This window comes from Paenibacillus sp. JJ-223 (assembly GCF_927798175.1).
GTDB lineage: Bacteria > Bacillota > Bacilli > Paenibacillales > Paenibacillaceae > Paenibacillus > Paenibacillus hubeiensis.
On record NZ_CAKMMP010000022.1, the window covers coordinates 68,461 to 89,225 of the forward strand.

Annotated in this window: 19 protein-coding genes; 5 read left to right on the plus strand and 14 right to left on the minus strand. The window is 50.8% G+C overall.

Translation table 11 applies throughout. The annotated features are described in order from the left end of the window. Positions 1-678 precede the first annotated feature (678 nt). The gene (locus L6H98_RS28650; protein ID WP_236421110.1) at positions 679-2,754 is read left to right on the plus strand and encodes a vWA domain-containing protein; all 2,076 of its coding nucleotides are present in this window, start codon (positions 679-681) and stop codon (positions 2,752-2,754) included. A gap of 104 nt (positions 2,755-2,858) precedes the next feature. On the opposite strand, the gene L6H98_RS28655 is transcribed toward L6H98_RS28650, so the two are convergent. Both L6H98_RS28655 and L6H98_RS28660 read right to left on the minus strand, forming a co-directional pair. After that, a complete protein-coding gene (locus L6H98_RS28655; RefSeq protein WP_236421111.1) occupies positions 2,859-3,848 on the minus strand; it encodes a serine/threonine-protein kinase in 990 nt (329 codons plus the stop codon). A 237-nt stretch (positions 3,849-4,085) separates the two neighbouring features. After that, complete coding sequence (locus L6H98_RS28660) at positions 4,086-4,961, minus strand: alpha/beta hydrolase (protein ID WP_236421112.1); 876 nt, start codon at positions 4,959-4,961, stop codon at positions 4,086-4,088. Between the two features lie 481 nt (positions 4,962-5,442). Here L6H98_RS28660 and L6H98_RS28665 point away from each other — a divergent pair, with 481 nt between their 5' ends. Further along, on the plus strand, positions 5,443-6,447 hold the full coding sequence (locus L6H98_RS28665) for a PQQ-binding-like beta-propeller repeat protein (protein ID WP_339278458.1): 1,005 nt from the start codon (positions 5,443-5,445) through the stop codon (positions 6,445-6,447). Between the two features lie 84 nt (positions 6,448-6,531). On the opposite strand, the gene rnhA is transcribed toward L6H98_RS28665, so the two are convergent. Beyond that, a complete protein-coding gene (gene rnhA / locus L6H98_RS28670) occupies positions 6,532-7,194 on the minus strand; it encodes a ribonuclease H (protein WP_236421114.1) in 663 nt (220 codons plus the stop codon). A 118-nt stretch (positions 7,195-7,312) separates the two neighbouring features. Continuing rightward, positions 7,313-7,696, minus strand: a complete 384-nt coding sequence (locus L6H98_RS28675; RefSeq protein ID WP_236421115.1) for a hypothetical protein — start codon at positions 7,694-7,696, stop codon at positions 7,313-7,315. A 225-nt stretch (positions 7,697-7,921) separates the two neighbouring features. Between L6H98_RS28675 and L6H98_RS28680 the strand changes: the two genes are divergently transcribed. After that, positions 7,922-8,578: a DUF421 domain-containing protein gene (locus L6H98_RS28680; protein ID WP_236421116.1), complete on the plus strand. Its 657-nt coding sequence runs from the start codon at positions 7,922-7,924 to the stop codon at positions 8,576-8,578. Between the two features lie 87 nt (positions 8,579-8,665). Here L6H98_RS28680 and L6H98_RS28685 read toward each other — a convergent pair whose 3' ends face one another. From L6H98_RS28685 to L6H98_RS28705, 5 genes are all read right to left on the minus strand, one after another. Then, on the minus strand, positions 8,666-9,256 hold the full coding sequence (locus tag L6H98_RS28685; protein WP_236421117.1) for an NADPH-dependent FMN reductase: 591 nt from the start codon (positions 9,254-9,256) through the stop codon (positions 8,666-8,668). A gap of 323 nt (positions 9,257-9,579) precedes the next feature. Further along, positions 9,580-9,936 carry a hypothetical protein gene (locus L6H98_RS28690; protein WP_236421118.1) on the minus strand — a complete coding sequence of 119 codons (357 nt, stop codon included), beginning with the start codon at positions 9,934-9,936 and terminating at the stop codon, positions 9,580-9,582. 239 nt (positions 9,937-10,175) lie between these two features. Beyond that, positions 10,176-10,742 carry a nitroreductase gene (locus L6H98_RS28695; protein ID WP_236421119.1) on the minus strand — a complete coding sequence of 189 codons (567 nt, stop codon included), beginning with the start codon at positions 10,740-10,742 and terminating at the stop codon, positions 10,176-10,178. Positions 10,743-10,780: 38 nt separating this feature from the next. Then, the gene (locus L6H98_RS28700; RefSeq protein ID WP_236421120.1) at positions 10,781-11,548 is read right to left on the minus strand and encodes an ABC transporter ATP-binding protein; all 768 of its coding nucleotides are present in this window, start codon (positions 11,546-11,548) and stop codon (positions 10,781-10,783) included. A gap of 1 nt (position 11,549) precedes the next feature. Continuing rightward, the gene (locus L6H98_RS28705; RefSeq protein ID WP_236421121.1) at positions 11,550-12,659 is read right to left on the minus strand and encodes an iron ABC transporter permease; all 1,110 of its coding nucleotides are present in this window, start codon (positions 12,657-12,659) and stop codon (positions 11,550-11,552) included. 147 nt (positions 12,660-12,806) lie between these two features. On the opposite strand from L6H98_RS28705, the gene L6H98_RS28710 reads away from it, so the two are divergent. Further along, positions 12,807-13,886 (plus strand): ABC transporter substrate-binding protein, encoded by a 1,080-nt coding sequence (locus tag L6H98_RS28710; RefSeq protein ID WP_236421122.1) that lies wholly within the window; start codon positions 12,807-12,809, stop codon positions 13,884-13,886. A gap of 96 nt (positions 13,887-13,982) precedes the next feature. Here L6H98_RS28710 and L6H98_RS28715 read toward each other — a convergent pair whose 3' ends face one another. After that, the gene (locus L6H98_RS28715) at positions 13,983-15,341 is read right to left on the minus strand and encodes an amino acid permease (RefSeq protein WP_236421142.1); all 1,359 of its coding nucleotides are present in this window, start codon (positions 15,339-15,341) and stop codon (positions 13,983-13,985) included. Positions 15,342-15,638: 297 nt separating this feature from the next. On the opposite strand from L6H98_RS28715, the gene sigK reads away from it, so the two are divergent. Continuing rightward, entirely contained in the window at positions 15,639-16,340 is a 702-nt protein-coding gene (gene sigK, locus L6H98_RS28720) for an RNA polymerase sporulation sigma factor SigK (protein WP_236421123.1), read from the plus strand. A gap of 121 nt (positions 16,341-16,461) precedes the next feature. On the opposite strand, the gene L6H98_RS28725 is transcribed toward sigK, so the two are convergent. The 4 genes from L6H98_RS28725 to L6H98_RS28740 all read right to left on the minus strand — a co-directional run bounded on the left by L6H98_RS28725 (position 16,462) and on the right by L6H98_RS28740 (position 20,734). Then, positions 16,462-17,718: an MFS transporter gene (locus tag L6H98_RS28725; protein ID WP_236421124.1), complete on the minus strand. Its 1,257-nt coding sequence runs from the start codon at positions 17,716-17,718 to the stop codon at positions 16,462-16,464. 37 nt (positions 17,719-17,755) lie between these two features. Next, positions 17,756-18,679 carry an ADP-ribosylglycohydrolase family protein gene (locus tag L6H98_RS28730; protein ID WP_236421125.1) on the minus strand — a complete coding sequence of 308 codons (924 nt, stop codon included), beginning with the start codon at positions 18,677-18,679 and terminating at the stop codon, positions 17,756-17,758. Positions 18,680-19,020: 341 nt separating this feature from the next. After that, positions 19,021-19,926: a hypothetical protein gene (locus L6H98_RS28735; protein WP_236421126.1), complete on the minus strand. Its 906-nt coding sequence runs from the start codon at positions 19,924-19,926 to the stop codon at positions 19,021-19,023. Positions 19,927-20,077: 151 nt separating this feature from the next. Beyond that, complete coding sequence (locus L6H98_RS28740) at positions 20,078-20,734, minus strand: YkyA family protein (protein ID WP_236421127.1); 657 nt, start codon at positions 20,732-20,734, stop codon at positions 20,078-20,080. Positions 20,735-20,765 lie beyond the last annotated feature (31 nt).

The window sequence follows — 20,765 nt, forward strand, 5'->3', positions numbered from 1 at the left end:
ATGCGACTGATAGATCGTGCCGTCAACATACACCCGGAACTTGCGAACCAGATTTATGCCGTTTGTTTGGAGATTTATGGAATTCATCTTAATCATCAGCAATATGTTTTGTCAATATTCCCCTATATAGGACTAAAAGCTCAATTTTGCCTGTCGAATATTCCTAAAGGACTAATTTTTGTAATTTACTTCATTTCCTGACGGAGCGTGCCGATGATATAGAATATACTAGAATTTGGATGAGATACAATCTTTTTAAACGGATGGGGTTTAGCCCCTATTCAAGATTTAAAATACTTGTAAACAAACCGATTCGCTTAGCTTTTATATACATAACGACATGTAACCCGGTTAAATCGAGCACCAGCAAAGACTTAAAAAACACATAATTTATCACGTTATATAAACCGCAAAATACAAACACACGTTAACGGAGAGGCAGAACCAATCTGGAGAAGCAAAGCGTTCGCTAAAAGCTTTCTGAAAGAAAGCTGCATCGGAAGCATAGGCTGTTCACCGGATTTCCCCCCTTAGAAAAGGGGAATCCCAAAAATCTGGGGATAACAGCGATCGGAAGATGGTACTGCACTCGCAGTGCCCTAGTGTGAATGATTAGTGCGGTCTATATAGCTTGAAACAATCATGTACTCGACCAGAAAGGAGCTTCAAATGCCTCTCATGAAACGAAAAACACTCAAACTATGGATGATGATCATGCTCTTCATCCCCCTGATTTTGCCTCCATTTCATTCGGATCGAGCTTCTGCCGCTTCGGCAGTCAAGACCCAGTCATATCAGGGCCTCGATGCCATGTTTGTGCTGGATGTCAGCTATTCCATGAATGAGACCGACAAGGATCGCATTGCCGAAGAAGTCATCCATATGTTTATGGACATGAGCAGCGGACCCAAGACAAGGCTTGGCTTTGTCGCTTATAACGACAGGGTCACTTCCTCCATACCTTTAACGGATATCTCCTCTTCCGGAGCCCGGAACGCTCTTCGGGGCCGCATTGACGGTCTGAAACGTTCCGGTTATACGGATCTGGGACTCGGATTGCGACGCGGTGCAAGTCTCCTTGCCCAATCGGGAGATGATCAGCGCAAACCGTTCATGATTTTGCTTTCCGATGGCGAAACGGATTTGCGCGGGTCCACGAACCGAACGGTCTCCGATTCTTCCAAGGATGTGGACAACGTGATCGAAATGGCCCAAAAGGCCGGCTACCCGATATACACGGTCGGGCTGAACGGGGATGGCACGGTCGATCCGGCAGAGCTTGAACGCATCGCTTCCGAGACGGGCGGTTCATCATACATTACCGGCAGCGCGGACGATCTGCCCGAAATCTTCAACCGGATCTTCGCGGATCAGATTCAATCCGTTCTGGTATCGGTCGCTGCGGTTACCGCCACCGGGGCGATGCAGGAGGTCACGGTGGATATTCCGAATTCAAGCATGGCCGACGCCAATATCATCATGCTCTCTGACCATGCCGTTTCGGAGGCCCAGCTGTATTACCAGTCCAGCAACGTCAGCTTCATCCGATCCGACAAATACGCCCTGATGAAGATTATTCGGCCGGTCAAGGGACAGTTCAAACTGAAATTCAAGGGGCGCAGCGGCGATTTGGTTAAAATCAACTTGCTGGGCAACTATAACTTGTCCGCAGCGGCCGCCATGGCAACGGAGAAGCCGGCGAAAGGCACAACGATCACCTTTGAAGCGGCACTGCATGACCAGACTGCGGAATCCAAACCGATTGAAGATTTGAACGTGTACAAAGGGCTCAAAGCCGAACTGGTCATTACACCTTTGAAGGGAAACACGGAGCGCGTTCCTTTGAAAAATACCGGAAAAGGTTTTACAGGGGAGTATGTGTTTGCCCAATCGGGTTTGTATACATGGGGTGTGCGCATCGATGGACCTGATTTCTACAGGGAGATCACGCCAGTCAAGGTGGATATTACGAATCAGGCTCCTGCCGCAACGGGGAAAATCATGGACTTGTCGAAGGATGATGGCGACGCGCTCGTTGATCTGAATGCTTATTTTGAGGACGCCAATAAGGACCCTCTCACCTACCAGCTCGTTGAAGGCGACAACGGCAAGTTCGAGAAAGCTTCGATTAACGGAAATATATTGCAGTTGTCGTCCCTGCGAACGGGAAATTCCTCCATCCAGATCACGGCAACAGACCCCGAAGGAGCAAGCACCACGGCGGAGATTTCGCTTCAGGTTCATTCCTTCCGCGAGAAACTGATGCTGTATTCGGGGCTGGCTATCGTTGTTGCGGGCGGACTGTTCGCGCTGTATTGGTTCGTGCTGAAACCGAAGCCCGCGTTCCGCGGCAGATTGGAAGGATATTTTCTCGCAACGGCAAGCGGGGAGGACATTCCGGTTACCCATTGGCCGCTGACCTCGATTGACCGCCGCAAAGTGAATCTTGGGGAGTTGTTCGACCGGATGGACATCGGCATCAAGGTGCCGGAATCCGGACGAATCTGGCTGGAAGCAGGCAAAAAAGAAACGCTGCTGGTCAGACACGACACCAATTGTACCGTGGTTCGGGGCCGGACCCCAATTCAACGCAAACAAACCGCTGCACTGGAATACAATGATAAATTGTATATCACGTTTGAAGACGGCGTTACCGAAATCGAAATTAGGTACAAAGCAATCAAGCCGAGCACTAACATTTATGTAGGGCAATCCAGAGAACCGCATCAGAAGTCCGGAACATCGGCGATGTAAAAAAGAAAGCCGACTTCGCCTTGCGCGCAAGGCACTTCCATTGTTTTCAAGCAATGAAGAGTGCCTTGCCGCTATAAGGCGAAGCCGGCTTTTTGAGTTTTCGTTCACGCTGTTTCATGCTTGGAGCCGGTTCGGGCTTCGTACACTTGCGTATGCTCCTGATCCGACTCGGCCCATTCCACATTCCCCGGTTTGCGCACTTTCCACACCATGGCCTGAAGCTGAAGGGCGCGTTTGATCCAGCTTAGGGAAGAGCAGCGTTTCTCGGAACGGACCGTCAACCCCCAGCGAATGACGGAAGAAAGCCATCGGGTTACATACTCGTTATAGGCACGAACCGCGAGCAGTTCATCCCGGAACAAACGCTGTTTTACATCCGTCGGCGGCTGGCCGCACGTCCAATAATACAACAAGGCTGCCAAACTATACAGATCCGAGGTCGGTCCTTGCACCGATTTCTCGGAATAAAACTCAAGCGGCGAATACCCTGCTGATGTAAAAATCGTTTGCTTCTGCCCGGCGTCCACCGGACAGCGCACGGCAGAGCCGAAATCGATCAGCTTTGGCGTGCCGTCTTCCAGCACCATAATGTTGGTCGGTTTGATATCCCGATGAAGGATGCCCTGCTTATGCACGTATTCGATCGTATCCACCAGCGGCAGCAGCGTCGTGCCGATAAAGTCGGCATCAAGCCGGTGGTTATGCTCCTTCAGGTAGTCATTCATCGGCACGCCGTCGCAATACTCCATGATCACATACCCTGTGTCATTGGCTTCAAAATGGTCCACATGCCGAACGATGTGTGGATGATCCAGTGCCGACAGCAGTTCACCTTCCAGCATAAACGCAGCGAGAAGCTCCCGATATTGCCCGCCATATCCCCGCGAAGCGCAATATGCGCTTTTGTGATCCGACTTGCGGCCCGCCAATCTTCGTGGAAAAAACTCTTTGACGACAACCTTGGCACCCGTGGACCGATCTCTTCCGGCATATACGATGGTCAGTTCGCTTCGGGCGATCACCCGTCTTACCTGATATGTATTGTTCAAAACGGTGTTGCGCTGCAGCGCGTCTTTTTCGTTGCCTTTTCGCATGACTTACCTCTTTTCAAGCTATTCCTGCACAACCGGTTTCATGTGCACCATTTGAAGCACCCACAGGGATCCAGCTGGAAACGTAATCCCATGGTTTACCCCAAACGATGCACTTTGAAACACGGTCCTGCTGTTCAAGGCTTAAATCCGTCGTTTTAACATGGTTGAACTACCGAATGGCATCAGATCACTTCGGTCCCAACACCCGTCCTCTAAATTTACTTTTACAGCTGGATGCTATGATCCATAGTTCTCCCGAAGAAACTGACCGATGTCCTTATTCATTTGCACCAGCGCTTCCTGGGATGGATAATGGCCCGTATCATACGTGATCGTCCGTACGTTCGGAATAATCTCCCGCGCACGTTCCACCAGTCTGTCTGCCGGGAAAAAGATGTCTCTTTCCCCTGCCAGCAGCAGAGTGGGCGCAGCATAATCCTTCAGTTCTTCCTTCTCCGTCAGCTTGGGCAGATCCTGCTCCAAACTGACGTGTTTGAATATTTTGCCGACGATATTTTTATCCGATTCTTTCATGCAGCCACAGGACACGTTATCCGCGATCTTTTGCAGTGAAGCGGCAGAAGAAGTCATTTTGTATTTGAAGAACGGAAGGATGACGTCTTGCGCCATTTTGATCTTTGAACCGGCAGCAATTCCCGCAGGCATGACCAGCACAGAGCAGGCGATCCGGTCCGGAATGTACGTAGCCAGCCTCAGTACGATGCCGCCGCCAAAAGAAGCCCCGATAAACGCGCTTTTTGGGATCTCGTAATGGTCCAGCAGATCGGCAGCCCACATCGCAAAGCTGTCAAACCTCGCAGAGATTCGCGCTTCCTCACTGTAGCCTGGATGTCCGATCGTGTCTGGAGCAATAATCCGGTAATCGCCGAACAACGAAGAGAACCATGCCAACGTCATCGGATTCACGCAATTGCCGCCTTGCAAAATAAACAGCGGTTTGCCATCCTCCGGTCCAGTCAATAACACATGGGTTTTGCCGAAGCGCGTGTCCACGTACTCCCGCCGAATATCCCCGCCGAGCTGCCCCAAACAGGCCTCGTATTCCTCCAGAATGCTGCTCTTTCCTTCTTCACTTCTATAAATGGAACTCATGTCTGCCTCCTGCAATATAATGCCATTCTTCTTGACATAGAAAAAAGCCCGTCAGTGACAAGCTCCCTCGCATGTAACTATCATTTGGAACTGATTATAAATTGGAAACTGGAAAATGTAAATAACGATTATTGCAGACGTTGTTTTTACGTCATTATGGCCCCTTAATTTGCGATATGGACGGGATTTCACCCCTTTTTATAAGAAAAAAAGGCTTTGTTTTCGTTAAGCTCCTTTTCGCTGTTTCTTTTCCTCGCTTCCGGCATTATACTTATCGAGGTAAAAATAACCAAAATTAAATCCAAGGAGGAGTACTATGCGTAAAGGAAAATGGTTGTATTTCTTGTTGATGGCAGGATTAGCTGCAGTCCTATCCTTAAGTGGGCCAGCATCTGCATCCGCCGGATCATCATTGCCCAAGCCCAATTGGGAAAAAACGTTAGCATCTGAAGCATACGGATTTCCCCAAGCACCTTATCACGTGCCAAATACCAATACGGTATACATTCATTCAACATCATCCGTCCAATCGGAAACCAAGATATGGGAAGTGGGGATCGTTTCAGCCGTCGATCGAACAACGGGAAAAGAAAAGTGGTCTTATCCTTTTTATAAAAAAGGGATGGCCTATCCTTGGAGTACCAAAATGGCTTATAGCGCTAAAGGCTCCGTATATGCCCTCGTAGAAGATGGCAGGGGTACAAAGCTATATTCGGTCAATTCGTCCGGTAAACTGAATTGGATGCTGCCTGTACCTGCAGCCAATGAACTTGTTGTGATGAACGATGGAACCATTATATTGATCAACCCCAGCAAACGGGATGCCAATGGAAAATTTGTCCCATGGGCCTACGCCTACGGCACAAACGGGAAAAAGCTGTCGGAGCGGGCTCTCGGGGATCAGTACAGCGTAGTGGACGGGACATATCTGGTTTCACAGGTTGGAGGTTTGGTTAAATCAAAGATTGACGTCTACGGCTCCAAATTGAACAAGCAGTTTACATATACACCACCTAGCAATGCGTATATTGATGTTGCGGGATTTTCCTGGGTTTATAATAGCAGCGATCTCCTTCTCCGCATGAACGTGCCTTCCAAGGGGAACCAGTTAATTGCTCTCAATGCTAAAGGAAAAACGTTATGGGTCCGCAGCATCGCCGGGAATGCCACGGTTCAGTCCGTAGGAAAGAACTATGTGGTGTATGAGAACGGAGAAATGAAGGTATACGGCGCCAAAGGATTGCTTCTTAAAAAATCCATGAAACTGACCGATCCGATGCAGGTCGTCCATAAAACGATCGACCATCAATTGTTAATCAACGAGAACGAGTACAAGAGTGTCTTGGACCCTGCCACGTTGAAAACGATCTATCATCTCCCTTATGACGAAGAAACATCAGAATATTACTATGCGGGGAATGGCTACTTGTATGAGGTAAAAGATTTCTTTAAGTTGTCCCAGTACACATTGCCAGCTGTACAATAGGTTTAAAAAAACAGCAGCCGTTTCTGCAACGGACTGCTGTTTTTTTGTTATATCGTTCCTTTTGGAAAATGGAGCATGCCGGCCTTATTTACGTCCGTAATCCGCCTTGATTTCGCCCCATTCCTTCGTTTGCCATTTCAATACCTTGTTGGGGTACGTATTCGTCTGCAGCCACCGCTCCGCACGGTCGATCATCAGCCAGATTTCTTCCGTTGAAGCATCGCGCGGCAACGTCGTGGATACCTTTTTCTGCTTCAGCCATTTCATGGCATTGACGGAATCAGAGTATACCGTCTTGCTGCTTCCTCTTTGTTTGAGGTACGCCAAGGCATGCACGATGGCCAAAAATTCTCCCAGATTGTTCGTTCCCTTGTTAATCGGGCCCACCGAGAACAGAATCTCTCCCGTCTTGGTATCCACGCCCTTGTATTCCACCGGCCCCGGGTTGCCGCGGGTACCCACATCCACCGAGATGCTGTCGTAATCGACGGTTTCTGATGTTTCCATCCCTGCACTCCGTCCGGCGCTGCCCGAGCGGGCTTTGGACGAAGCGCCCGAACCGGCAGCGCCGGAGCCCCAATTGCCTTTCCAGCCTGCACGGTAAGCCTGCTCTGCCGCTGCTTTGGATTCGTATGACTTGTATTTTGCACCTGCATATTGATCGGTCTGAGCCTTGCATTCGGCCCAAGTGCTATATACGCCGGGTTTCTTGCCTTCCCAAACGACATAATATTTCTGCTTTGCCATATCCCTTTACCGCTCCTCGGTTTACTGCATTCAATACATTCAATAACCTATTGTAAACGATCGGAAGGACGGAATGAAAGCCGTTGTTTCATCTTTTTCCTATGTATGACGGTTATCTTCATCCCTTTAATATTTCCGAGGCAACGACCAAAAGCTTATTTTCATTATGTTTGATCTGGCATTCCAAGCTTTCCAGGCAGCTCTGGATTTGTTGGTCGGATAGCCTGTCCTTGATTTGCTCCAACAACATCAATGCCTGTGCGCTCACTTCCAGAGCGGGATCACCGATATATGGAATGATGTATTCTATATGTAAAATATAATCCTGTTGATCAAGTGAGGATAATGCAATGGCGATTTCGTTTCGCAATCTGTCGTTTTCCGTTGTTTTCAGCAGTTCAAATAGTACATTTAATGGAGAAATGTCCTTGTTCTGGGCCATTTCCGTTACTTGTTGAATCACGTCTTCAGAATCTTTCCCGGAAAGAAGTTCTTGGATCATGTTCGAATACATCGTATCTATCTTGCATCACTCCTCATTGGTTGGAAAGGCTACCTTATATTAATATCGGTCATTCCCGCATCCTAGAATCTAGGATAATGGTCCTTTTTATCACTTGGGACTTTTTTCCTCGCCCCCTTCCTTTCGGGGATAGAACTGCATAATTCACCCATACCGCGAGAAGACTAAAAAAAGAACAGGACCGTACAGAAAGGAAGGCTGCTCATGGACTGGATATGGAAATCCATCTTGCTTGCGCTGACGGGCATCATTCTGCTGCGGATTGCGGGACGCAAATCCATCTCGCAAATGAGCGTCGCCACGACGGTCATCATGATCTCGATCGGAACCACGATCGTACAGCCCATTGCGAATCACGAACTCGGCAAAGCGATTGGATCAGCGGCGGTTTTTATTGCGATTTTGCTCGTGGTCGAGCAGCTTCAGCTGAAATTCAATATTTTCGAGCGGCTCATGAGTGGAAGTTCCAAAATGGTGGTAGAAGACGGAAAGGTGATTATCCCCAACCTGAAACGCATGCGTTACACCGTGGACCACTTGGAGATGCAGCTGCGGCAAAATGGCATTTCGAGCATCAGTGATCTGGAATCAGCTACAGTCGAGCCCAATGGTCAATTGGGCTACGTATTGAAACGCCATGCGCGTCCCGTAACGATCGGGGAACTGGAAGAACTGCTGAACGGCAAAATGCTCCTGGATGCCCAGCATGCGGGAGTCAAGGCAGCGGCCAACGAAGCATCCAGCGATGTGCAGCCAAAACACCCCCTCGGTCCTTTGCCCGAAAACGGTAACTCCACGGATATTTTCGAGGAAGTCGGCACGGGCGGTCACACCATACCGATCGATCCCAAACTGCAATAATCGTTATGATGAACAGATCGCCTGCGGCGGCTCCCAAATAAAAAACTGACGCCGGTGGTTACCGACGTCAGTTTTTAGTTAGGGACATTATCTTAATGTTTTTAAAGCGCCGCTCCAAGCATTCACTTGGTCCAGCATGGCATTCACATTATCCAGGTGCAGCGCCTGCGGTTTGAAGGCTCCGTTCTCGAAATCCGTGAACAAAGACAGTGTCGGGTGTACCCGCACGTCGGCGATCAACAGTTCGCCCATAATGCCGCGCAGATGTTCAGCCGCACGCGCACCGCCCGTCGAACCGTAACTTACGATCCCCGCCGCTTTGTTGTTCCATGCTTCGCGCGCGAAATCCAGGGCGTTTTTCAATGCACCGGTAATGCTGTGGTTATACTCTTGCACGATGAACACAAATCCATCCAGCTCGTTGAGCTTTTGGTTCCATGCTGCGATGCCCGGTTCTGAACCGTCGGTAGTGCCAAGGAATGGCAATTGGTAATCCGAGATATCCACGATTTCATAATTGGCATCTCCGCGTTTGTCTGCAATTTCTTTGACCCATGCCCCTACCTGCGGGCTTACGCGGCCTTCGCGAGTGCTTCCCAAAATGATTCCGATGTTCAATGTAGTCATGGTTACTTCCTCCTCGGACGTTTGTCCAAATATTTTTTTCAAGAAACCCATCTTTCATCCATCCAATCCATATTACAGGTATTTTATTATTGACCTACAAATCAATGCGGCTCTGTTCATCCTGCTGACTTCCTTCATTGATCACTACATGGAAAAGGCAATTCTCCTTACGGATCGTGTCCTCTTAATGTCGTGTGCTCAATTTAAGTTACTTTATGTAAGTGATTATAATTTCTTCACTCAGTATTGTCAAGTAAGTTGGTGAAATATTTTTAAGCGAGTATAGACGACATATATTATGCGTACAAAAACAAAAAAAGACCACTTCTAGCCATCCCAATGGCTTGGAAATGATCCATGCTATTCCACGCTGCTTAGATTAGAAATCCTTCCAAATCCAAGTATCCCATACCGACCAACAATTCATTACCGTTTAGCTCATACACTTTTTTCACTTCCAAATCTAAATCCAGAGCAAGGATATACTGAAGGATCTCCGCAACGTACTTAGGTTGGTTAAAATTAATAGAATATGGCTTATCCTCTTTCATCACCCGTAATCCCTCATTCAAAGGGCTTCCGGCGGTAATTGTATCCTTAGTCGTAAACTGAACGATAAATTTTATATCTTTATTTTCAGAAATTAACGTCAATTTGGATCTACAGTAATTATCTCTGACTGCTTTATAATTCCACAGATAAGTAGTTCCGCTAACTACTATTTTTCTCATAACGCCATAGTCCTCCTCCAATTCCAAATTCATCTTCCACCGGGTATGCGCCTACCTTCCTCGGCTTATTCCATACCATCGCCTACGAAGACGACACGGTCACGAATCGTCATCAAGGGCAGCGATGTGAGCCTTTCTGATTATGACCTTAAGGATAACCTAGAATCGTCCGCTTGAGTTATCTATTGTTCAAATTGTTAAAATTAATAAAAAAATCCGAAACCTCACGTGCTTCGGAGCTAATTGTAAATGGTAAGCTTCTCTTCGGCAGCCGTTCTTGGACGCGGCTTGGGTACAACCTCCGGATAACCGATATGCAGCACGCCGACGACCCGTTCTCCGGGCTGAACGCCCACCATCTCGCGGAACGAAGGCGCGAACTGATAAGCATTCGTTTTCCATACGACGCCAAGCCCCTGTTCCCACGCAGCCAACTGAAAGCATTGCACCCAGCTGCACACTGCGCCGAAGTCTTCGATCCATTGTTTCGGACGCGAGTCCTCTTTCATCACAACCACCAGGTGAACGGGAATCGTCATGTACTCGGCTCTTCGCGACTCTTCCACCCTTCTGCGGTCGTCCGCGGATAATGCATCCAGCACGGCTTCCGTGAAAATATGGCGGGAATCGCCCGAAAACTGAATATATCGCCAGGGTTCGCGCAATCCATGCGTAGGTGCCCAATTGGCCGTATCGAGCAAGGAAAGCAGCATGTCCTGGGATACGGGATCACTTTTGAACTGCCGGATTGACCGGCGTTCTTTGATGGCTTTGGCAACAGGTGTATGCTCCACCGTGTATTTCACGCTATCCCTCTCTTTCCGGACTCCCTCTTTATCGTGTATTAGCGCGCGTTAAGATACGCAATACCAAGCCCGCCCGTAACCGGGTTTTGATAGATTTCGCAGTCGACGTCGAACACTTCGCCAATCATTTCGCGGGTGAGAATATCTGCCGGCTTCCCATGCACCACGATCTGCCCCTTCTTCACTACGTAGAGGTAGTCGCAGTATTCTGCCGCCAGTTCAAGGTCATGCAGCGCAGCCAAAATGCCGATGCCCAGTTCGCGGACCGTGTTCAGGATCTGCAGCTGGTATTTGATGTCCAGATGGTTCGTCGGTTCGTCCAAAATAAGAAATTCGGGCTGCTGCGCCAGTACGCGGGCAAGCACCACGCGCTGCTTCTCTCCGCCGGACAAGGAAATGTAATTGCGATCCGCATGTCCGGTCAAATTCACCTTGGCTAGGGCCTGCTCCACAATTTCGTAATCCTGATCATTGTCGGTTTCAAGCAGCCGTTTATGCGGGGTTCGCCCCATCATGACCATTTCGCGCACCGTAAAATCAAAGCTCAGCTCATTGAACTGGCCTACCACGCCCATATGTCGGGATACGGCCTTTGGGCTTGATTTCAGAATGTCCATGTCGTCCAGAAAAACGCTGCCCTGCTGCGGCTTGATCACCTTGTATATGCTCTTGAGCAAGGTGGACTTTCCGCAGCCGTTCGGGCCGATCAGGCCGACGAATTGTTTGCCGTTGACCTGCAGCGAAATGTTGCGGATGATGTCGGTGTTCAGCACCGAGATGGATACATTTTCAACGTTCAGTTTCATTTTACTTTCCTCCAAAACCGTATCCTTTTTTGACCAGCATATACATAAACATCGGCGCACCGATCATGGCCGTGATGATTCCGATCGGCAGCTCTACGCTGGAAATCAGCGAGCGCGCAATGACGTCCGTCCAGATCAGGAAGAGCGACCCGAACAGGATCGATACCGGCATGACTTTCCGGTGATCCGAACCGACGAGGCCCCTCACGATATGCGGAATGATCAATCCGACAAAACCGATCATGCCGCAGCTTGCCACCATAACCCCTGTCACCAGGGCGGTCAGCAGCATATAGATCCGGCGGAATACGCTAAGGTTGATGCCCAGCGTCACGGCTGCTTCATCGCCAAGCAGCATGGTGTTAAGCACGCGGGACTGCAGCAGGAAGAACAGAATGCCTGCCAGCACAACGGTTGCAATCAAGGGCAGTTTGTTCCAGCCGGAAGCGGCAAGGCTGCCCATCGTCCAGAAGGTGACCGTTTTGATGCCCTCGGCATTGTTGGCAAAATAAATAATAAAGTTGGAAAAGGCGGTACAAAGCGCGTTAATGACCATCCCGGCAAGCACCAGCTTGACCGATGTCATTTTGCCCCGGATGCCCGCAAGAGCGAGAACCAATAGCGAGGCCCCCATAGCACCGGCAAAGGCCCAAAAAGCTACACCCGTCTGACCCAGCCAGCCTGCCGCGCCAAAACCGATCAGAATCGCAAAGGTCGCTCCCAAGGAAGCACCGGAGGAGATGCCCAAAATATACGGGTCGGCAAGCGGATTCTGCACGGCAGCCTGCATCACCGCACCGCACAGCGCAAGACCGGCACCGATGAACATTGCCATCAGCACGCGCGGGAAACGGATCTGCCAAATAATATCGGTAAATGATCCCGCTTCAACAGGCGTCGCTCCCCACTGGAATCCCGTCAATTTGTACCATAAAATTCGGTAAGACTCGGTTAATGGAATACCCACCTGACCAATGGACACTGCAATGCCTACCGAAATTAGCGTCAAAACCAGCAATGCTGCAATCAGCAGAGCAAAGCCTGCCCGACTGTGGATCAAAGACTTTCTTTTCCCCGCTTGCGGTGCATGAACCTGAACTGTCTGTCCCATCTTTTCCCCCATCATTCCGTTAGATATGAATACATTTGACTTCCAAAATCAATAACGCTGCATTTTCCTCTTTACAACGCATTTTCTCGGATTATAATTGAGAATGATTATCTTTGTCAATTCAAAAAAAGAAAAGGGGATCATCCAATGTCGAACATTGTATTCAGAAAAACGGCGCTGCTCTGCTTGAGTCTTATGCTTGTCCTGCTCGCGGCATGCTCCAATGCAGCATCCTCCAGCACCACCGAAAAAGTCGCCGACACGGCAGCTTCTTCCGCCGCAGCAACGCCAACCGAAACAACAACGGAAACGGCTGGCAAAACGACCTATCCGCTCACCATTGAAAACTTCACGATCTCCGGCGAAGGCGGCGAATGGAAGCCGAAATCCCAAACGTTCGAAAAAGCGCCTGAACGCGTCGTGGCCAACACCCAATCGGCAGCCGAAATGCTGATCAAGCTAGGCTTGACCGATAAAATGGTCGGCGTCGCCGCCCTGTACGGCACGGTTACCCCTGACGTGGCGGACGAATTTGCGAAAATTCCGGTATTGTCCAAGGACTATGTCGGCAAAGAGCTCGTTGTCGGCGCCAACCCGGATCTCGTCCTGGGTCGCGGCGACCTGTTCGCAGATGCCGATTGGGGCGTAGGTACGGTGGATGGTCTGAACGAAATGAACATTCGCACATTCCTGCAAACAACCAACCACAAAGGAACGCTCGACAGCCTGTACAACGACATCAAGCAGCTCGGCCAAATCTTTGACGTACAAGCTAAGGCGCAAGAGTTCACGGACAGCCTGAAAGCCCGCGCCGAAGCGATCAAAGCCGCTGTGGCCGCTCAGCCTGAACGCACATTTGCTTATATCGTTCCGGCGACCGAAGATTCCGTTACGGTGAGCAGCATGGCAAACGACACGTATCAGTTGGACGCGCTCAGCCTGTTGAAGCTGAAAAACACATTTGACGGGGTACAAGGCGAAGTGAGCGTGGAGCAGCTGATCACCGCCAACCCGGATTACCTGCTGCTGTCCGGTTATGCCGGTTCCCCGGATTTGGACAAGCTGGTCAACAATCTGTACGCAAACCCGGCGTTCCAAAGCATGAATGCGATCAAAAACAAACAAATCTACGTCACCGACTTCAGCCAGTTCTGGGGTTACGGCTATCAAATTTTCGACGGCATCGAGAAGCTGAAACAGGAAATGGACGCAAATCCGATCAAATAATCGATCTTGGCACGCAGTCATCAAAAAGAGCAAGAGGAAACGCAATTCCCCTTGCTCTTTCTTTCATTTCAAACCCCGGAATCCGATCTTATCCGATCAGCGTCTTGCCTTCCCATTACGCATTCGGAAAGCATAGATGCCGAGAAGAAGGACAAACCACACTGGCGTGACAAACAATGCCGTTCGCGTATCGTCCGCCAATGCCAGAATGACCAGCACAAACGCCAGAAATGCCAGGATGACGATATTGGAGAACGGGTACAGCGGCAATCTGAACGGATTGTTCCTGGCCAGCTCTGGCCGGGTACGGCGGTATTTCCAATGGCAAATGACCATGATCCCCCATACGAAAATAAAACATACGGTGGAAACACTCGTCACCAGCGTGAATACCCCTTCGGGCATAATATAGTTCAGGACAATCGCGATCAAAATGACGGAGGTGGAGAAAAATAAGGCATTGGACGGGATCTTCCGTCCATTCAGACGGCCCGTCATACGCGGAGCATTGCCGTCTTTGGCCATCGAATAGATCATGCGGCTTGTACTGAAGATGGCGCTGTTGCATGCCGAGGCTGCCGACGTCAGCACGACGAAGTTAACCACGCCTGCGGCGGCTGCAATCCCCACTGCGGCGAACACTTGCACAAAAGGACTCTCGCTCGGTACGATCGCGTTCCAAGGATAGATGCTCATGATAATCAGCAGCGCACCCACGTAGAAGATGAGCACCCGGATCGGAATCTGATTGATTGCCTTCGGAATGACCTTCTGCGGGTCACGGGTCTCTCCTGCCGTCAGGCCGACAAGCTCCATGCCAACAAACGCAAAAACGACCATTTGGAACGACAACAGGAAGCCATGCGCCCCATGCGGGAACCATCCGCCGTGAGCCCACAGATTGGTAAAGCTCGCGGCCCCTTTGTCCGTGGTGAAACCCTGAATGATCATGTAAAGACCGACGACGATCAGCGCAACGATCGCCAGCACCTTGACAAGCGCAAACCAGAATTCCATTTCCCCGAACAGTTTTACGGTAGCCAGGTTCATCAGCAGCAGAATCACAAGCCCGATGAGTCCCGGCATCCATTGGGGAACTTCCGGAAACCAGAATTGCGTATACAGCCCCACCGCCGTAATGTCCGCCATCGCGATGGATACCCAGCAGAACCAATACGTCCATCCCGTAACGAACGCGGCCGTATTTCCCAGGTAATCACGCACGAAATCCACGAAGGAATGATACTGCAAATTGCTCAATAACAGCTCACCCAGCGCCCGCATCACGAAAAACAATACGATGCCTGTGATGATGTAGGCGAACAGAATGGAAGGCCCCGTAAGCTGGATCGTTTTCCCGGCCCCGAGAAAGAGCCCCGTTCCGATTGCACCCCCAATCGCCATGAGCTGGACATGCCTGTTTTTTAATCCTCTCGTTAACGTTTCTTCCTGCATGGTTGCAATCACTACTCTCTCTCTTTCTTTCTGTACATGCTCTCTTGGTTGTAAAATAGTTTATCCATTATCATATAATAAAAGAGGCGGAATACCTATCATTTTTTTCATGCTCGCACCGTCCTAACAGACATCCCATTTTTAATATTCAAATTCAGTTTAAGCCTTCTTGCAAGCGAATCCGCTCCTTTTTGCGGCGTACATGCACTTCTGGGCAACCGCCTACATACAATAGATCGACCCTGTTCCTTCACATGCTCAGGCCAGATCGTTGTAAAACTGCAGGAGGTGTCACCCGTGCCCGGATTATTTACTGCCATTGCCCTGTTTATCAAAGAGTTAACGCTGCTTGTATCGTATGTCAAAAACAACGCCTTCCCCCAGCCCCTCGCCGAGGACGAGGAAGCCAAGCATTTGCGCCTCATGGCTGAAGGCAACGCCCACTCCCGCAATCTGCTGATCGAACACAATTTGCGCCTCGTCGCGCACATTGTGAAGAAATTCGACAATACCGGCGAAGACCTGGAAGATCTCATCTCCATCGGCACCATCGGTTTGATCAAGGCGATCGAAAGCTTCCAGCAAGGCAAAGGGACCAAACTGGCTACATTCGCAGCCCGCTGCATCGAAAACGAGATTCTGATGCACCTTCGTTCGTTAAAGAAAACCCGCAAGGACGTTTCCCTTCATGATCCGATCGGTACCGATAAAGAAGGCAATGAAATTACCTTAATTGATATCCTCGGAAGCGAAGCCGACGACGTCGTTGACAAGGTGCAGCTAAAAATCGAGAAAAGCAAAATTTATCGCAACCTGGACATTCTCGATGACCGTGAAAAAGAAGTCGTGATTGGCCGTTTCGGCCTCGAAGCAGGCGGCGAGGAGCGCACCCAGCGCGAAATCGCCAAGGAACTGGGCATCTCCCGTTCTTACGTCTCCCGCATCGAGAAACGGGCGTTAATGAAGCTTTATCACGAATTTTATAAACAAAAGAACTAAACGACAAAACCTCCGCTCCACGAAGACCCGTGGTAACGGAGGTTTTGCCATAGAATCAGACGTTATGCTGAGGAATACCGGGTATGCTCAAACTCGCCCCTATGTCATGCCGTACACAAATTTAGTGGACAGGCACCGTCTCCGTCCCGTCTGCCGTTTCCGGAAGCCCTTTTTTGCGCTCAGTGGCCACGCTAAGCAGCAGTCCGAGCAGCCCGAGGGCGGCAATCGCTGCCCCATAGAGAGGAACCGAGATCAGTCCCGTATGCGTGATCGCCAGCCCGCCAAGGTACGCGCCGCCAGCGTTTCCAAGATTGAAAGCCGAGTGGCTGGACGTGGTCGCCAGGAGCGGAGCTTCGCGAGTCATGTTCATGATGCGAATCTGCAGTCCAGGCATGATGCCAAAAGCAGCGACGCCCCAACAGAAAACGGTCGCAACCCCCAAAATCGGATTGCCGATCGTCAACGTTAACAGAGCAAGGATCGCGGCCAACACGCCAAAGTTCACGACCAAGGAAGGCATGAGCTTCCAGTCTGCCAAACGGCCGCCAACGATGTTGCCCAGCGTAACACCGACGCCGAACAGCACCAGAATCCACGTCACGCTCTGTTCGGCAAACCCGCTAATGTCAGTCAGGAGCGGCGTAATGTAAGTAAAGACCACGAACAGGCTGCCTGTGCCGAGCGCGCCGACCAACAGTCCGAGCAGTACCTGCGGACGAACCAGATTGCGGAACTGCTGCCCCAGATTTGCCGGTGCCCCCTGCTCAAGCACGGGAATGAAACGAATAATCCCGAGCAGCGACACGATGCCGAGAATCGTGATTGCGCCGAATGAGGCGCGCCATCCCAGCTGCTGGCCGATGAACGTGCCAAAAGGAACGCCGACGATGTTGGCGATCGTGAGCCCTGCCAGCACGACCGACACCGCTGCCGCCCTCCTCTCGGGAGCAACCAGGCGCGTAGCCATCAGCGAGCCAACGCCCAGAAATGTGCCGTGGGCGAAAGCAGTCAAGATCCGGGCCGAGATCAACAATCCGTACGTTGGCGCAACCACGGATAATGCATTGCCTGCGATGAAAATGCACATCAGCAGCACCAGCAGTTTTTTCTGCTGAATTTTATGCGTGAATACGGTAAGCAAAGGAGCTCCGACCGCAACGCCAAGCGCGTACCCGGTGATCAGCTGGCCTGCTTGCGGAATGCTTACGCCCAAATCCTGCGCCACATTGGGCAGCAGCCCCATGATGATAAATTCGGTCATGCCAATGGCAAAAGCGCCGATCGTCAAACATAACAGCGATAACGGAAACGCCCGCTGTTTGCCGGAGCCTTTTCTTGAAGCTGTTGACCTTGAAGCTGTTGAAGCCGTGTTTTTCATATGATGTTCTCTTCTCCCATCCCGCTTGTCTGTCTCTCTATGTGTTCCCATGCTTCTTCCATAAACCCTGTATCAGGTCATGCAGCGTATCTTTCATGGCCAGCTGCTCGCGCCAGCGCTGCGGGATGCCTTCCACACCGTAATAGGCGCCTGCAATCTGGCCGTATACGGCGCCCGTCGTATCCGCATCGTCGCCGAGATTGACGGCGAGCAGCGCTCCCTCTTCAAAAGAATCGGATCGGTCAAACGCCCAGAGCGCCGCTTCGAGCGAACGAACGACATACCCGCTGCCTTGAATCTGCGGAGGCTCCTTATGACGGTACGAGCCTTGGACAATTTCTTCGATGGCTGGCACATATGGGCGACCTGCCCGCCAGCGATGCCCCGTCTCCGCATGCAGCATCTGCTGCTTGTCCGCCCCTCGAATGCCGGCGACCAGGATGGCGGCGAGCAGTTCGCACGCTTCCACGCTCTCGGCAGCGGCATGCGTCGTGCGTGAACTCAGCCCCGCATAATGCACGGCATCCTCCGGTACGTGCGCGTACGCCATCGCAACCGGAGCCAGACGCATGATGGAACCGTTGCCTGCCGTCATCGGGTCCGTCGACCCGCTGTAAGGCTCGCCGGTCAACTCGAAACGGTGCAGCGCATTTCGGGTAGCCCCGCCTATGTCGAAGCAGGTGCCCGTGCTGCTCATGTAACCGACTTTGTACCAATTCGTATACCTGCGCATCTGGTCTGCAGGGTCGAAGCTTTCTTTTCGAATCAGACTCTCTGCCAGACACAACGCCATCGACGTATCATCCGTCCATTCGCCTGCTTTCAAACCAAATACGCCCCCGCCAACCATGTCGGTCATCGGTTCGAATGTACCAGGCTTGCTGAACTCCACCGTCGTGCCGAGCGCATCTCCCGCAGCCAGTCCGATCAGACAACCTGCGAAGCGATCCTTTTGCAGCATGTCAAGCACCTCCTTTGTTACTGTCAGCTGCCAGGATTGAAGGGTCGAATCGACAATCCATGAACAAAGCTTCTCTTTTATTGTAAAATGTCGAATCGTGTTGATTTGCCCAGCGGGCTCTTTGACTCAAAAAAAATCCCATAAAATACAGCTGGACATAAGTGTATCCGGTTCACTGCTATCATGTAAAGGGCATAGCGCCAATGCGGCCTCCGAAACTTTTACGATACGTGCCATATCAGCGCTAATGACATGCTTAAGAATTAAGAAATACGCAAGAAAACCGGAAGGATTCCATGCGCGATGCATCGTTCCTTCCGGTTATTTGCAGTTATTTGCGATTATTTGGCGATCCCGGCATCGTTCTTGATGGAGTTCAGCGAAGCATATGCCATAGGCAGGAAGCCTTCGGACGGCTCGCCTACCGGTGCATCGATTCGGAAAACGAATCCATGGCCGTCAAGTTCCTTTACGATAAAATACTGCGATTTATGCTCATTCTGGGCCATCATGTAGAGACGGGCATCGGCCATTGGGCCCTTCGCCAGCTCTTCTTTGCTCAGCTCTCTGACTTCCCCCGTCTCCGACAGCTCTTCCTTTGCATCCATTGCCAGTTGATCCAGATTAAAATCCGCAGGCAGCTTTTCAATGTTTACGACGTATTCGGGATCGATCTTCATCGTTAATGCATTCTTGCTCGCATTAAACGCCATCGGTTCGAACACGTAGAGCGAGTATCCGTCGCCTCTCGCCAAAGTAACCGGGCGCTTTTCCGTCATGCCTTCAACCGTGACTTCAAGCTCTGCTTTCCCGGCCCGGTTCGCGCCTGTGCCGCCATCCGTTCCGCCAGCGGTTGCCTCATCGTCTGTATTGATTTTGGCGATATCCTTCAGCACGAGCTGTTTGGTCGAAGCATCGCCTTCGAACGTTTTTTCAACATATTTAAAATGCACCTTGTCTTCATCATCGATATCGTCGAACAACTTCTGCACGTCCTCGCCCACCTGGAAAGCCATGGCCTCCCCGTTCACGCGAATCTCGACCGTATGCGGATCGGCCCATCCCGTCAAAATGCCTTCTGCCTCAATCACAGCACTTTCTTGTTCTTGCGGCTGCTCCGGTGCCGGCTGCTGCTCTTTCGTATCGTTTGCGGGCGGCTGCATGGCAGGACTGTTGCCGCAGGCCACCAGCGAAAAACCCATCATCAAAACGACCAATGATGCACCAAGTTTCATTTTTGCTCCCATATCAACACCTCCGTTAGCTTATACGCATCGCTGCTTGTCCATGTTGCTGACGTCTAATCGGCTGTCTGGAGAATGCAAAATGCTCTTATAGTAACTTACACCGCTGGATGAGGGATCAATCACGAGCCGTCAGCATCCTGATCGGCATACGCTAGCTTGGCTGTTCCATGTTGACCAGCTTGGCGTTGGCGTTATTGAACGCTTTCGTTTGCTGGTTGAATTGTTCCCTTAACTCTGCCAGCTTGCCGTACTCGCTATTGCGCAGTCGGATGGCCCGTTTAATCTTCACCAAATTGGGCTCTGCCTTCTTGCGCATCATATCGTATAGCTGCTGGTCGGCATCCAGGCTTTGTTGGTACGCCGCGACATATTCCTCAAATGTGCCTGCTCTGGTCTCATAACGCTCCAGCACCGCTTGCGCCTGGGCAAGTGTTTCCTCTTTTTCAAAGGAAAGCTCTCCAATGGATTCCCGCAGCCCATCCAGCTGCTGCTTCGTCTGCTCCATCACCGCCATGGCCTGATCCAGCAGTTCCCTGCGCTGATCCACATGATCCTGCGCCTGATCCAGCAAGGCTTCCAGATTGCTGTTTTTGTTCTTGCCCTTCTGCAGAATCGTTGCATATAACTCCAGATCCTCCCGTTCATGACGGGCAATCTCTTTTAAGCTCTCGTTGATCTGCTGGTCGCCCAGCACCAGCTGATTGATTTGATTCGCTGCCGGTTCTTGCGGCTCGCCGCAGGCACTGACCACCATCATCAGCAGCAGCATACTCGCAACAACAAGAAGCGCCCTTCCTTTTCTGGCCACTTTCGTCTCTCCTCTCTCGATCTACAGGTCC